Annotated in this window: 10 protein-coding genes and 1 pseudogene; 6 read left to right on the top strand and 5 right to left on the bottom strand. The window is 56.8% G+C overall.

All coding sequences use genetic code 11. From position 1 onward, the window contains the following. Positions 1 to 29 precede the first annotated feature (29 nt). Together GYN01_RS10530 and GYN01_RS10525 are read left to right on the top strand one after the other, a co-directional pair. Entirely contained in the window at positions 30 to 482 is a 453-nt protein-coding gene (locus GYN01_RS10530) for a GNAT family N-acetyltransferase (RefSeq protein WP_048363738.1), read from the top strand. 14 nt (positions 483 to 496) lie between these two features. After that, positions 497 to 1,177, top strand: a complete 681-nt coding sequence (locus GYN01_RS10525; protein WP_203307011.1) for a GNAT family N-acetyltransferase — start codon at positions 497 to 499, stop codon at positions 1,175 to 1,177. Positions 1,178 to 1,420: 243 nt separating this feature from the next. Here GYN01_RS10525 and oadA read toward each other — a convergent pair whose 3' ends face one another. Further along, positions 1,421 to 3,229 carry a sodium-extruding oxaloacetate decarboxylase subunit alpha gene (gene oadA / locus GYN01_RS10520; RefSeq protein ID WP_048363740.1) on the bottom strand — a complete coding sequence of 603 codons (1,809 nt, stop codon included), beginning with the start codon at positions 3,227 to 3,229 and terminating at the stop codon, positions 1,421 to 1,423. Between the two features lie 11 nt (positions 3,230 to 3,240). Further along, the gene (locus tag GYN01_RS10515; RefSeq protein WP_048363741.1) at positions 3,241 to 4,656 is read right to left on the bottom strand and encodes an acetyl-CoA carboxylase biotin carboxylase subunit; all 1,416 of its coding nucleotides are present in this window, start codon (positions 4,654 to 4,656) and stop codon (positions 3,241 to 3,243) included. Between the two features lie 190 nt (positions 4,657 to 4,846). Here GYN01_RS10515 and GYN01_RS10510 point away from each other — a divergent pair, with 190 nt between their 5' ends. Further along, positions 4,847 to 5,809 (top strand): LysR family transcriptional regulator, encoded by a 963-nt coding sequence (locus GYN01_RS10510; RefSeq protein WP_048402653.1) that lies wholly within the window; start codon positions 4,847 to 4,849, stop codon positions 5,807 to 5,809. Here GYN01_RS10510 and GYN01_RS10505 read toward each other — a convergent pair. The 3 genes and pseudogenes from GYN01_RS10505 to GYN01_RS10495 form a co-directional block, all read right to left on the bottom strand. Further along, on the bottom strand, positions 5,751 to 5,963 hold the full coding sequence (locus tag GYN01_RS10505; protein ID WP_082149448.1) for a PA3496 family putative envelope integrity protein: 213 nt from the start codon (positions 5,961 to 5,963) through the stop codon (positions 5,751 to 5,753). The two genes, GYN01_RS10510 and GYN01_RS10505, sit on opposite strands and share 59 nt — an antisense overlap. Positions 5,964 to 6,133: 170 nt before the next feature. Beyond that, on the bottom strand, positions 6,134 to 7,000 hold the full coding sequence (gene hexR, locus GYN01_RS10500) for a transcriptional regulator HexR (RefSeq protein ID WP_203307010.1): 867 nt from the start codon (positions 6,998 to 7,000) through the stop codon (positions 6,134 to 6,136). A gap of 156 nt (positions 7,001 to 7,156) precedes the next feature. Then, positions 7,157 to 8,833, bottom strand: a pseudogene (locus GYN01_RS10495) (putative bifunctional diguanylate cyclase/phosphodiesterase); the annotation flags it as partial. A 424-nt stretch (positions 8,834 to 9,257) separates the two neighbouring features. Here GYN01_RS10495 and uvrD point away from each other — a divergent pair. The 3 genes from uvrD (at position 9,258) to GYN01_RS10480 (ending at position 13,175) form a co-directional block, all read left to right on the top strand. After that, positions 9,258 to 11,441, top strand: a complete 2,184-nt coding sequence (gene uvrD, locus GYN01_RS10490) for a DNA helicase II (protein WP_203307008.1) — start codon at positions 9,258 to 9,260, stop codon at positions 11,439 to 11,441. A gap of 341 nt (positions 11,442 to 11,782) precedes the next feature. Further along, positions 11,783 to 12,634 (top strand): Tim44 domain-containing protein, encoded by an 852-nt coding sequence (locus GYN01_RS10485; RefSeq protein ID WP_048363745.1) that lies wholly within the window; start codon positions 11,783 to 11,785, stop codon positions 12,632 to 12,634. A gap of 133 nt (positions 12,635 to 12,767) precedes the next feature. Further along, positions 12,768 to 13,175: an SMI1/KNR4 family protein gene (locus GYN01_RS10480; protein WP_048402655.1), complete on the top strand. Its 408-nt coding sequence runs from the start codon at positions 12,768 to 12,770 to the stop codon at positions 13,173 to 13,175. The last annotated feature ends 33 nt before the right edge of the window (positions 13,176 to 13,208 follow it).

The raw sequence follows: 13,208 nt of genomic DNA, 5'->3' as shown, positions 1-13,208 counted from the left end.
GACCTCTTGAATCGCTAAGGAATAGCTTCATGACCTCCAACATCCAGATCAAACCCGCCACTGACGCCGACCACGATGTGTGGATGCCCCTCTGGCAGGCGTACCTTACGTTTTACAAAACCGAGCTACCCGCCGACGTCAGCCAATCCACCTGGCAACGTTTCATGGACCCGGCCGAACCGACTCATCTGGCCCTTGCCTGGCAAGACGATGAGGCGGTAGGCATGGTGCAGACCGTTATTCATCGCTCTAACTGGAGCATTGGCAACTCGTGCTACCTGCAAGACTTGTACGTTAGCCCGCACTTGCGTGGCACCGGGGTCGGTCGCCAGTTGATCGAACACGTCTATGCGCAGGCGCGCGCCCTGGAATGCGCCAAAGTGCATTGGTTGACCCAAGAAACCAATGCCACGGCCATTCGGTTGTATGAACGTATTGCGGATCGCCCTGGCTTCATCCAATTTCGTAAAGCCTTGTCATAAATAAGGAGCACGCCATGTCCGAATCTCTCCAACACTGGCAACCGGCCACAACCCCGGATAACCGAACACTTGAAGGGCTATATATACGTCTGGAAAAACTCGATCCGGCCCGGCATGGCGACGATTTGTGGCTAGCCTTACAGGGACCCGACAGCGATCCAAAGCTGTGGGATTACTTGCCTTACGGCCCTTTCCCGGAACGCAGTGCATTTGATGCCTTGCTTGAAAAAAATGCCGCCAGTGCCGACCCGCATTTCTATGCCGTCATCGACAGTGCCAACGATCAGGCGCAGGGCATGCTCAGCCTGATGTGCATCGTGCCGGAACACGGGCGAATCGAAATTGGCCATGTGGCATTTGGTGCACCGATGCAACGCTCGCCCAAAAGCACCGAAGCCGTCTACCTGCTAGCCAAAGAAGCCTTTGCACTGGGCAATCGTCGCCTGGAATGGAAGTGCAACAATGACAACACCCGCTCCAAGCGTACAGCAGTACGATTGGGGTACACATTTGAAGGCGTATTTCGCCAGCATATGGTGGTAAAAGGTAAAAATAGAGATACTACGTGGTACAGCATAATCAGTACACAATGGTCATCTGTAGCGGCAGGCTTCGAAAAATGGCTGGCACTGGATAACCAGCCAAAAAGCGGCCAAATCAAGTCTCTAGAAGAATGCAGGGCATCGACTGTATAAAAAATGATCAGTACGCCCAGCAAGGGCTGTTGGGCGTTTTTGGTGCACAGGTGAGGCTAGAAATTTCTCGTCATTCAAGCCAGCCCTCGTCTCTGCCTAGACACGCTTGCTCGCAAATCGGTTGTTTAGCCTCCATCGCTCATGCGCTCACTCCTAAAGCGTGGTACGGAACCTCAACGTTAGGGCAAAAAAAAGGGGAGCACATGCTCCCCCGAGGTTTAAAGCGTTTGGATCAACGGCGCATCAGGCTTCGATTTCGATCAGGATTTCGCCCGGGTTGACGCGATCGCCTTTGATCACATGGATGGTTACTACTTTGCCCGCAATCGCGGCCTGCACTTCGGTTTCCATTTTCATGGCTTCGGTGATGAGTACCGATTGCCCGGCTTTGACGGTGTCGCCCACGGCCACCAGTACGTCGACGATGTTGCCCGGCATGGCGGTGCTGACGTGACCAGGCTCGCTGGCTTGCTTGCGCTTGCTGGAGGCGCCACCGACAAACTCATTGAGCGGCTCGAACACCACTTCTTCCGGCATGCCGTCGATTGACAGGTAGAAGTGACGTTTGCCTTCAGCTTTAACGCCTACACCGGTGATGTCTACGCGGTAGCTCTCGCCGTGCACGTCGATCACAAATTCAGTCGGTACACCCTCGCCGCCCGCCTTGCTGACACCGCCCGCTTCCGGGATCGGCAATAGCACTTCAGGCACGAGCGTGCCCGCAGCACGCTCTTCAAGGAATTTACGCCCGATGTCCGGGAACATGGCGTAGGTCAGCACATCTTCTTCGGACGTGGCCAATGCACCAATCTCACCGCGCAGCTTGACCATTTCGGGCTTGAGCAGGTCAGCCGGACGGACGTCGATCAGTTCTTCGTTGCCGATGGCCTGACGACGCAGTTTTTCATTCACCACGCCCGGCGCCTTGCCATAGCCGCCTTGCAAATAGAGCTTCACTTCGTTGGTGATGGTTTTGTAGCGCTCGCCCGCCAGTACGTTGAAGAACGCTTGAGTGCCTACGATTTGCGAGGTCGGCGTAACCAACGGCGGGTAGCCGAGGTCTTCGCGCACACGCGGGATTTCGGCCAGCACTTCGCTCATGCGGTTCAGCGCGCCCTGCTCTTTGAGCTGGTTGGCCAGGTTGGAAATCATGCCGCCCGGCACTTGGTTAACTTGTACGCGAGTGTCGACGGCGGTGAATTCGCTTTCAAACTGGTGGTACTTCTTACGCACGGCGTAGAAGTACAAACCGATTTCCTGCAACAGCGCCAGGTCGAGGCCCGTGTCGTACTCGCTGCCTTTAAGGGCGGCCACCATCGACTCGGTGCCTGGGTGGCTGGTGCCCCACGCAAAGCTGGAGATCGCGGTGTCGATGTGGTCTGCGCCGTTTTCGATCGCTTTGAGCTGGCACATGGCAGCCAGACCAGCAGTGTCGTGGGAGTGGATAAAGATCGGCAGGCTGATTTCAGCCTTCAGCGCTTTGACCAGATCGCCGGTGGCGAACGGGGTCAGCAGGCCAGCCATGTCTTTGATTGCCACCGAGTCGCAACCCATCGCCTCCATTTGTTTGGCCTGCGCCACAAACGCTTCGGTGGTGTGCACCGGGCTGGTGGTGTAGGCGATGGTGCCCTGAGCGTGCTTGCCGGCCGCCTTGACTGCCTCGATGGCGACGCGCAGGTTACGCACGTCGTTCATGGCGTCGAAGATGCGGAACACGTCGATGCCATTGACCGCAGCCTTGGCGACGAAGGCTTTAACCACGTCGTCGCTGTAGTGGCGGTAGCCGAGCAGGTTCTGGCCACGCAACAACATTTGCAGGCGGGTATTGGGCAAGGCCGCACGCAACTGACGCAGGCGCTCCCACGGATCCTCTTTAAGGAAGCGCACGCAGGCGTCAAAGGTCGCGCCGCCCCAGACTTCCAGCGACCAATAGCCGACTTTGTCCAGCTTGTCGCAGATAGGCAGCATGTCTTCGGTGCGCATGCGGGTGGCCAGCAGCGACTGGTGGGCGTCACGCAGGATGGTGTCGGTTACAAAAATCTTTTTGCTCATTATTCTTTTCCTCACAGGCCTGCGTGGGCAGCGATGGCGGCAGCAATGGCCAGTGCCAGCTCTTCGGGTTTGCGCTTGATCGAGTAGTTGGTCAGTTCAGGATGGCTTTCTACGAAGCTGGTGTTGAACTGGCCACTGCGAAATTCCGGGTTACGCAGGATTTCCTGGTAGTAAGCGGCGGTGGTTTTAACCCCTTGCAGACGCATGTCGTCGAGGGCGCGCAAACCACGGTCCATCGCCTCTTCCCACGTCAGCGCCCACACCACCAGTTTCAGACACATGGAGTCGTAATACGGCGGGATGGTGTAGCCGGTGTAGATCGCCGTGTCGGTGCGCACGCCGGGGCCGCCGGGGGCGTAGTAACGGGTGATCTTGCCGAAGCTGGGCAGAAAGTTGTTTTTCGGGTCTTCGGCGTTGATCCGAAATTGCAGGGCAAAGCCGCGGTGCTGAATGTCTTCTTGCTTGATCGACAGCGGCAAACCGGAAGCGATACGGATTTGCTCGCGAACGATGTCGATGCCGGTAATTTCTTCGGTGATGGTGTGCTCCACCTGCACCCGCGTGTTCATCTCCATGAAGTACACCTCGCCTTCAGCGAGCAGAAACTCCACGGTGCCCGCATTCTCGTAGCCCACGGCCTTGGCGGCGCGCACGGACAGGTCGCCGATGTAGGCGCGCTGCTCCGGGGTCAACTGAGGGCTGGGGGCAATTTCGATGAGCTTTTGGTTACGTCGCTGAATCGAGCAGTCGCGCTCGAACAGATGGACGACGTTGCCAAAGCTGTCACCGAGAATTTGCGCCTCGATGTGCTTGGGATTAACGATGCATTTTTCGAGAAACACTTCAGCCGAGCCAAAGGCTTTGGTGGCTTCGGAGATCACCCGCGGAAACGCTTGCTCCAGCTCTTCGCGGCTGTTGCAGCGACGAATCCCGCGGCCGCCGCCGCCCGAGGTGGCTTTGAGCATGACCGGGTAGCCGATGCGCTCACCTTCAACCAACGCCTCGTGAATATCCGCCACGTTGCCCTCAGTACCCGGCGTGACCGGCACACCGGCTTTGATCATGCTGCGGCGGGCTTCAGTTTTATCACCCATGCGCCGAATGACTTCGGCAGCCGGGCCGATAAATTTGATACCGCGCTCGGCGCAGATATCAGCCAGTTCGGCATTTTCTGACAGAAAACCGTAACCGGGGTGCAAGGCATCGCAGCCGGTTTCTACCGCTAAGTTTACCAGTTTGCGTGGGTTCAGATAACCGGCGAGCGGGTCTTCGCCAATGCTGTGTGCTTCGTCGGCGCGCTTGACGTGCAAGGCATGCCGGTCAGCATCGGAATAGACCGCTACAGAGCGAATGCCCATCTCGGCGCAGGCGCGCACGATTCGGACGGCAATTTCTCCGCGGTTGGCGATCAGGATCTTTTTTATCACTTGGATTTTTCCTAAAGCCCATGGAACAAACGACCTGCTAGACCAGGTCGGCACGTGTCCAAATGTGTCTGAACCGTTGTGTCGTCACACTAGACCCACGCATTGATAAACAAAAATCAATAATTCTTGGGTCATGCATAAGTAACCACTTATAGTCAGATCACTTGTCGCTTCGGATAATTTTATAAAAATGCGTAAGTCATTGATGCGTATCACTTTTAGGCAGCTTCAGGTGTTCAATGAAGTGTGTGATTTACGCTCTTACAGCCGCGCAGCAGAAGAAATGTCGCTGACGCAACCCGCCGTAAGTCTACAAATTCGCCAACTTGAAGAACTGGTTGGGCAGCCTTTATTCGATTACGTCGGCAAAAAGCTGTACATGACCGAGGCCGCTGAAGCGCTTCAGCGGGCCAGTCGCGATATTTTTGACCGCCTGGAAAACCTTGATATGCAGCTGTCCGACCTGCTCGGTTCGCTACAAGGGCAGCTGAAATTGGCCGTGGAGTCGAGTGCGAAATATTTTGTGCCGCATCTTTTTGCGGCGTTCAAGCGCCTGCACCCCGAAGTCAATTTGCAACTCACGGTGGTCAATCGGGCACAAGCGGTGCGCAGACTTTCAGACAACCGCGACGATCTGGTGATCATGTCGATGGTGCCGCTGGACATGGGCCTGGAATTCTTGCCGTTTTTGAATAACCCCATCATTGCTGTTGCGCCGCCCGATCACCCCTTGAGCCAGCGCGAAAGCTTACAACTTCAAGAGCTGGAACCCTTCACGCTGCTGATGCGCGAGCAAGGGTCTGGCACGCGCAGGGCGTGCGAAGAGTATTTCAAAGAGAAACGTGTGCACTTCAAACACACGCTGGAGGTGGCGTCGACCGATGCTCAGCGTGAATGTGCGGTGGCGGGGTTGGGCGTGGCGCTGTTGACGCGCCACGCTGTCAGCCTGGAGCTGGCGACCGGCTTGCTGCGTGAGCTGCCGGTCGAAGAATTGCCGCTGTATCGCAGTTGGTGCGTGGTGCAGGCAAAAGCCAAACGCCTGTCACCAGTGGCGCATGCGTTCGTAGGCTTTATTCGCAGCGAGCGTCAGCAAATCAGCGCGCTGGTTGAGCGCTTCGACGGCCATTTACCGGCGGCGCCTGCCAGTAATTGAGGGCGCCGAGGTCGGGGTAGTCGGCCGTTTCAAGGCGCAATAAGCGCTGGTCCGTATGGTCTTCAATCGCACGCCGGAAGGCCATGCGGCGCTGGTCTTCCTGTTGACGACGGGTTTTGACGGCGCTGTTGCGTTCTTCGTAAGGCTGGGCCATTTCGAGTCTCCCAAGGCGTGTACGGGAGCTTTACGATGGACTTTGTTTGTGACAATTGAGCGAAGGCCCAATGACAAAAGAATGAACCGGGTACGACCCCTGTAAGCGCTGGCGAAGGCTGCGATTGTTTACGATCAAAAAATCGCCGCCTGCGAGGTGTTTAGGCGGTGTTAATCGTCGTGGTTTTTCAGCGATTTTGGCGACAGGCGCAAACTGCGCAGGCTGCGTTTGACGCTCTTGAGGTGGTTGACCAGGCTCGGGCCACGGGCCATTGCCACGCCCATTGCCAGCACGTCGATCACCACCAGGTGGGCGATGCGCGAGGTCAATGGCGTATAGATTTCGGTGTCTTCGTGAACATCGATGGCCAGGTTCACGGTGGCCAACTCTGCCAATGGCGTTTGGCTTGGGCATAACGTGATCAATGTTGCGCCGCTTTCACGCACCAAATTGGCGGTAATCAGCAAGTCTTTGGAGCGACCCGACTGCGAGATGCAGATGGCCACGTCGGTGGGCTTCAAGGTCACGGCCGACATCGCCTGCATGTGCGGGTCGGAATAGGCCGCTGCCGTTAGCAACAAACGGAAAAACTTGTGCTGCGCATCGGCCGCCACGGCACCCGAGGCACCAAAGCCATAAAACTCGACACGCTGAGCCTGAGACATGGCGGTCACGGCACGCTGCAACGCCACAGGGTCGAGCTTTTCACGCACGTCCATCAGGGTGTGCAGTGTGGTGTCGAAAATTTTGAGACTGTAGTCAGCGACGGAGTCGTCTTCATGGATGGCGAACTGACCAAAACTGGCACCCGCCGCCAGGCTTTGCGCCAGCTTGAGTTTCAGGTCTTGAAACCCGGAACACCCAATCGCACGGCAAAAGCGCACGATGGTGGGCTCACTGATACCGACGTTATAGGCAAGGTCGGCCATGGAACTGTGCATTACAGCCGCAGGATCAAGCAGCACGTGATCGGCGACCTTGAGTTCCGATTTACGTAACAAGTGGCGTGACTGGGCGATATGTTGCAGCAAGTTCAAAGGGCAGGACTCGGTCTGAAAAGGTGAGGTACCAGAGATGTAGCAATCTTGTAGTTATACTACAAGAATTCGATTTCTGCCCAACCAATACGTCGCGTATACCTGCGCTTTACCCCCAATACAGGCTACCAAAGCTCTATGTAGCCCTTTTTAGCACTACAAAAAGACTACATTGCTGCGTAATAAATCACCTAAAGCTGAAGGATTAATGGGCCGGCTGATCAAATATCCCTGCACCTCGTCACACTGCTGCGCCTTGAGAAACGCCAGTTGCACGTCATCTTCCACGCCTTCGGCGACAACCTTTAAATCCAGGCTGTGGGCCATCGCGATAATCGCTTTGGTAATCGCCTCATCCTCGACCGAGCGGCCCACACCGCGAATAAATGTTTGATCGATTTTTACGTAATCCACAGCAAACCGTTTGAGGTAACTGAGGGACGAATACCCCGTGCCAAAGTCATCGATCGCCAGTTTTACCCCCAACTCGTGGAGTTGCTGGAAAGTCGCAACAATGGAATCAACACTGTCGAGCAATTGGCTTTCAGTGAGTTCCAGCTCCAGGCAATGAGGCGCCAGCCCGCTCTCTTCCAGCACTTGACGCACCAAACTGACCAGCTTGCCCTGACGCAATTGATGCACTGACAAATTGACCGATACCCGTATCGGCGCCAGCCCTTCGCGCTGCCACTCACACGCCTGATGACAGGCCTGGCGCAGTACAAACTCGCCAATGGCACCAATCAGGCCGGTCTCTTCGGCCAAACCAATAAAATCACTCGGAGGCACGCTGCCCAGTTGTGGATGATCCCAGCGCACCAACGCCTCAGCCGCGTGCAAACGCCCTGTGGTCAGGCACAGCTTGGGTTGGTAGAAGACGTTGAGTTGCTGGTTGGCAATTGCCTTGCGCAGTTGGTTTTCCAGCTGCAAGCGTTCAAGGGTACTGTCTTGCAGGCTATGACTGAAAAACTGAAACGTGCCGCCGCCCAAGTGTTTGGCTTGCTGCATGGCCTTGTTGGACTGGCTGACCAGCGTGGCGATGTCCCGCGCGCTATCAGGCAACAAGCTGATACCCATCGATGCGCTGATGACCAGTTCATGCCCGTCAACCACCAATGGCCGGCTTATTTTGGCCAATAGCCGGGTCGCCACACGCGCCAGACTCGTCAGGCTGCCGTACGCATCGAACAACACGGCAAATTCATCACCTGAGAGCCGCGCAATGGTGTCTGCCTCCGGCAGTGCTTTGGTCAGGCGTCGAGCGACTTTATGCAGCACTTGGTCAGCGAGTTCGGGACTCAGGCTGTCATTGAGTAGCTTGAAACGATCAAGGTTGATGTAGAGCAGCGCAAGGTTGCGTGAACCTTGGCGCACACGCTGATTGGCTTCTTCCAGCCGCTCTTTGAACAACAGGCGATTGGCCAGCCCTGTGAGTTCATCAAAATGCGTCAGATGGCGCACCCGGGCTTCAGAAATACGCCGCGCTGACAGGTCGCTGACAAAGGCCACGATGTGGCTGATACGCCCGTCATCATCACGCACGACTTTAAGTTGCAGCCATTGCGGGTAAAGTTCACCGCTTTTGCGCGTTTCGACCAACTCGCCCTGCCAGTGGTCGTGCTCATCCAGCACCGGCTGGATCATTGGAAAGTGACGGCGGGCATCACGACTGCAGGCCAGTTCGTTCACACGCCGCCCGACCAGCTCTTCGACGGCGTAACCACTGATGCGACAAAACGCCTGATTGGCCGCCAACATCCGGTAATCGGGGTCGAGTATCACAATGCCTTCGCTGGCCGCTTCAAACACGGTGGCCGCCAAACGCCGTTGCTCAATCTCGCACGACAGCGGTGCAGTGCGCTGCACGCTGTGACCCTGAGCCTGCGGCAGCACTTCAGGCCATACAGGAGGTGCCAAGCGCCCTTCTTGGCGGCGCTGACTGGCTCGCCAGCCGACAACGCCCAGCAGCGCCAAAAAAAAACCGAGCCCGGTGCCCAACGCCACACCCGACGCGCTAAAACTCTGAATCATCGGCAATATTCTTATCAGTGGATGAGCCAAAAAATGTTGCCCGAGCATACACAAGCCAGGCCCGTGACCAAACTGAGACACGTCATTAAACAGATGAAATAAGCCCCTGTAATTGAAGTGCGCGCCTGCGGTTCTTTTAAAACACTCACCGCAGCGCTGCGACAGACGGCCAGCCCGAACAGGATAGAAGTTTGCCCGGTTTGAGCCAGCACCCTAGAATGCGCCGATGCGCGATGATCTCTCTCTCTTGTTAAATTCCCTCAACGATGCCCAACGTCAGGCCGTCACGGCCAGTGTCGGGCGTCAGTTGGTTCTGGCCGGCGCAGGTTCCGGCAAAACCCGTGTGCTGGTGCACCGTATCGCCTGGTTGATCCAGGTCGAAAACGCGTCCCCCCACTCCGTACTGTCGGTGACGTTCACCAACAAGGCCGCTGCCGAGATGCGTCACCGTATCGAGCAGCTGATGGGTATCAACCCGGCCGGTATGTGGGTTGGCACCTTCCACGGGCTGGCGCACCGCCTGCTGCGTGCCCATTGGCAAGAAGCGGGGTTGAGCCAGACCTTCCAGATTCTGGACAGCGATGATCAGCAACGCTTGGTCAAGCGTGTGATTCGTGAACTGGGGCTAGACGAACAACGCTGGCCAGTGCGTCAGGCGCAGTGGTTTATCAACGGTCAAAAAGACGAAGGTCTGCGTCCACAACACATCCAGGCCAGTGGCGATTTGTTCCTGGCCACCATGCGCAGCATTTACGAAGCCTATGAGGCCGCCTGCCAGCGCGCAGGCGTGATCGACTTCTCTGAGTTGCTGTTACGCGCACTGGACCTGTGGCGCGATAACCCGGGCTTGCTCGCGCATTACCAAAAACGCTTCCGGCACATTTTGGTCGACGAGTTTCAGGACACCAACGCCGTTCAATATGCCTGGCTGCGATTGCTGGCCCAGGGTGGCGACAGCCTGATGGTGGTCGGCGACGACGACCAATCCATCTACGGCTGGCGCGGCGCGAAAATTGAAAACATTTACCAGTACTCCACGGACTTCCCGGACGCCGAAACCATTCGTCTGGAGCAGAACTACCGCTCCACTGCCGGCATTCTCAAAGCCGCCAACGCCCTGATCGCCAACAACACCGGGCGCATGGGTAAAGAGCTGTGGACCGATGGCGGCGACGGCGAAGCAATCAATTTGTATGCCGCCTTTAACGAGCACGACGAAGCCCGCTATGTGGTCGAAACCATTGAGAGTGCGCTTAAAACCGGCCTTGCTCATAAAGACATCGCTATTTTGTACCGCTCCAACGCCCAATCGCGGGTACTCGAAGAGGCGCTGCTGCGCGAGCGCATTCCGTACCGTATTTATGGGGGCCAGCGCTTCTTCGAACGGGCTGAAATCAAAAACGCGATGGCCTACATGCGCCTTCTCGAAGGCCGTGGGAATGATGCTGCGCTAGAGCGGGTGATTAACGTCCCGGCTCGCGGTATTGGCGAAAAAACAGTCGAAGCGATTCGTGAACACGCACGCCACAGCGACGTGTCGATGTGGGAATCGATGCGCCAGTTGATTGCCAACAAAGCGTTGCCTGGCCGCGCGTCGGGCGCCATCGCAGGCTTTGTTGAACTGATCGAGAACCTCGCGGCAAAAGTCATGGAGATGCCGCTGCACCTGATGACTCAAACCGTGATCGAGCAAAGCGGACTGATTGCTTACCATCAGGCAGAAAAAGGCGAAAAAGGCCAGGCCCGGGTAGAAAACCTTGAGGAACTGGTCAGCGCCGCCCGTAACTTCGAGAACAACGAAGAGGACGAGGAGCTGACGCCGCTGGCCGCGTTCCTGGGTCATGCATCGCTGGAAGCCGGTGACACGCAAGCCGAAGAGCATGAAGACGGTATCCAGCTGATGACGCTGCACAGCGCCAAAGGTCTGGAGTTCCCGTATGTGTTTTTGGTGGGGATGGAAGAAGGTCTGTTCCCGCACAAGATGAGCCTGGAAGAGCCGGGTCGTCTTGAAGAAGAACGCCGCCTGGCCTACGTGGGCATCACCCGCGCCATGCATAACCTGGTCATGACCTATGCTGAAACCCGACGCCTTTACGGCAGCGAAACCTACAACAAGGTTTCGCGCTTCGTACGTGAAGTGCCAAAAGGGCTGATTCAAGAAGTGCGCTTGTCCAACAGCGTCAGTCGCCCTTTCGGCGGCGGTCAACAGCAAAACACCAGCACCCTATTTGGCGGTTCGGAGATCCCGGAAACCGAATTCAAACTGGGACAGATGGTCAAGCATGCGGTATTCGGTGAAGGCGTGATTCTCAACTTCGAAGGTGCCGGCGCGCAGGCGCGGGTGCAGGTTAACTTCGACGAAGGCAGCAAGTGGCTGATGATGGGCTACGCCAAACTTGAGGCGGTCTGACAGCAACCCGACAGGCATCGAACGATAAGGTAGGCAACATAGGCTCAGACTTTGTTCTTTCTGGACAATCCGGGCCTTGTTGTCAGCCAGCGTGCAGCACTGATTCCAGCCTCCAGGCCCGGGCCAGTCTTCATCCTGAAGCGTGGTCTCTCCCTCTGCTGTTACCCGTTTTCACGGCGGCGGTACGGGCTGGCTTTTCGACGACCCCAAGGTGAACTACACAATATCGGGAACCGTCCTACTCGCATTTAGGCAAAAGCCCGAAACATTTCACTGCTAGCCAGTCACACCTCACCTGTGCAACATGGCGCGCGTGTCATCCACAAATGGGAATTCCCTTTATGAAACGTTTTCTTAGCATCGCCATGGCGTTGTGCATCGGCTTGACGATGAGCCTCGACGCAAACGCCAAGCGCTTCGGCGGCGGTAAAAGCTTTGGTTCGGCCCCAAGCCACCAAACTCGCCAAGCCGCTCCTGCCTCTCCTGCCGCAGCCCCTGCTGCTGCCGGCGCAGCCGCAAAAGCCGGTGGTGCTTCTCGCTGGCTCGGCCCTCTGGCCGGCATCGCTGCTGGCGGCCTGCTCGCTTCCATGTTCATGGGCGGTGGCTTCCAGGGCATGCAAATCTTCGACATCCTGATCATGGCTGTCATCGCGTTCGTGATTTTCCGCTTTATCGCCGCTCGTCGCCGCAAGCAACAGGCTGACATGGCGCCTGCGGGTCACGCACCCATGCAGCGCGAAGTATTCGACGCCAAGCCTGCGCCAACATCAATCTTCGGCGGCGGTGCTTCAGCGGCGCCAGCACGCCCGGTGATCAACGCCCCGGCGTGGTTCAACGAGCAGAGCTTTCTGGAAGCCGCGCGTAACCATTTCCAGTCCCTGCAACAGCACTGGGATGCCAACGAAATGGATAAAATCGCCGAGTTCGTTACCCCGCAAATGCTCGATTTCCTCAAGCGTGAGCGCGCGGATCTGGGTGATGGCTTCAACTCAACCTACATCGATAACCTGACCGTTCAGCTGGACGGCCTGGATGATCGCGCCGACAAAACCATCGCGACCCTGACTTTCAGCGGCCTCTCGAAAACGTCGCGTTTTGACCAAGGCGAAACCTTCAGCGAAAGCTGGAACATGGAACGCGCTCAAGGCGAAAACCAACCTTGGCTTGTAGCCGGTATCCGTCAGAACGGCTGATCCCTGCGCTCCACACGCAACACCCAAAGCCCCGGACTTGTCCGGGGCTTTGCATTTCACGATTGCACTTATAACGAGCTACTGTATAAAGCGCGTCATATAAACCGCGCCATAGAGTATGAGGATTGAGGTCGTGGAAGAGATCATCGAAGAACTGCGTGAAAAGAACGAACCTGTGCCTGTTCCTCTGGAACTGCCTGATGACGATCAATTGGTGGAAATCGAAGAACAACTGTTCATCGACATCCCCTTTGTATTCAAAGAATTTCTGCTGACCGTCAGCGACGTGGTGTATGGCAGCCTGGAACCGGTCACCGTGACCGACCCACAATCCCATACCTACCTGCCAGATGTCGCAGCTACCGCATGGGATGCTGGCGTCCCACGTGAGCTGATCCCGATTTGTCAGGACGGCGACGACTATTACTGCGTGGAAGAAGATGGCACCGTGGTGCTGTGGTCCGCAGAAGAAGAGTTGGTGACCGAAGAAACCTGGGAATCGGTCTGGCACTGGGCACGGGATGTCTGGCTGGAAAGCTGATTTTTTTTGTAGGAGCGAGCTTGCTCGCTCCTA

Origin of the sequence: Pseudomonas weihenstephanensis (assembly GCF_016812185.1) — a bacterium.
In the GTDB taxonomy this organism is placed as follows: Bacteria; Pseudomonadota; Gammaproteobacteria; order Pseudomonadales; family Pseudomonadaceae; genus Aquipseudomonas; species Aquipseudomonas weihenstephanensis.
This window is presented reverse-complemented; position numbering and strand designations above follow the sequence as displayed.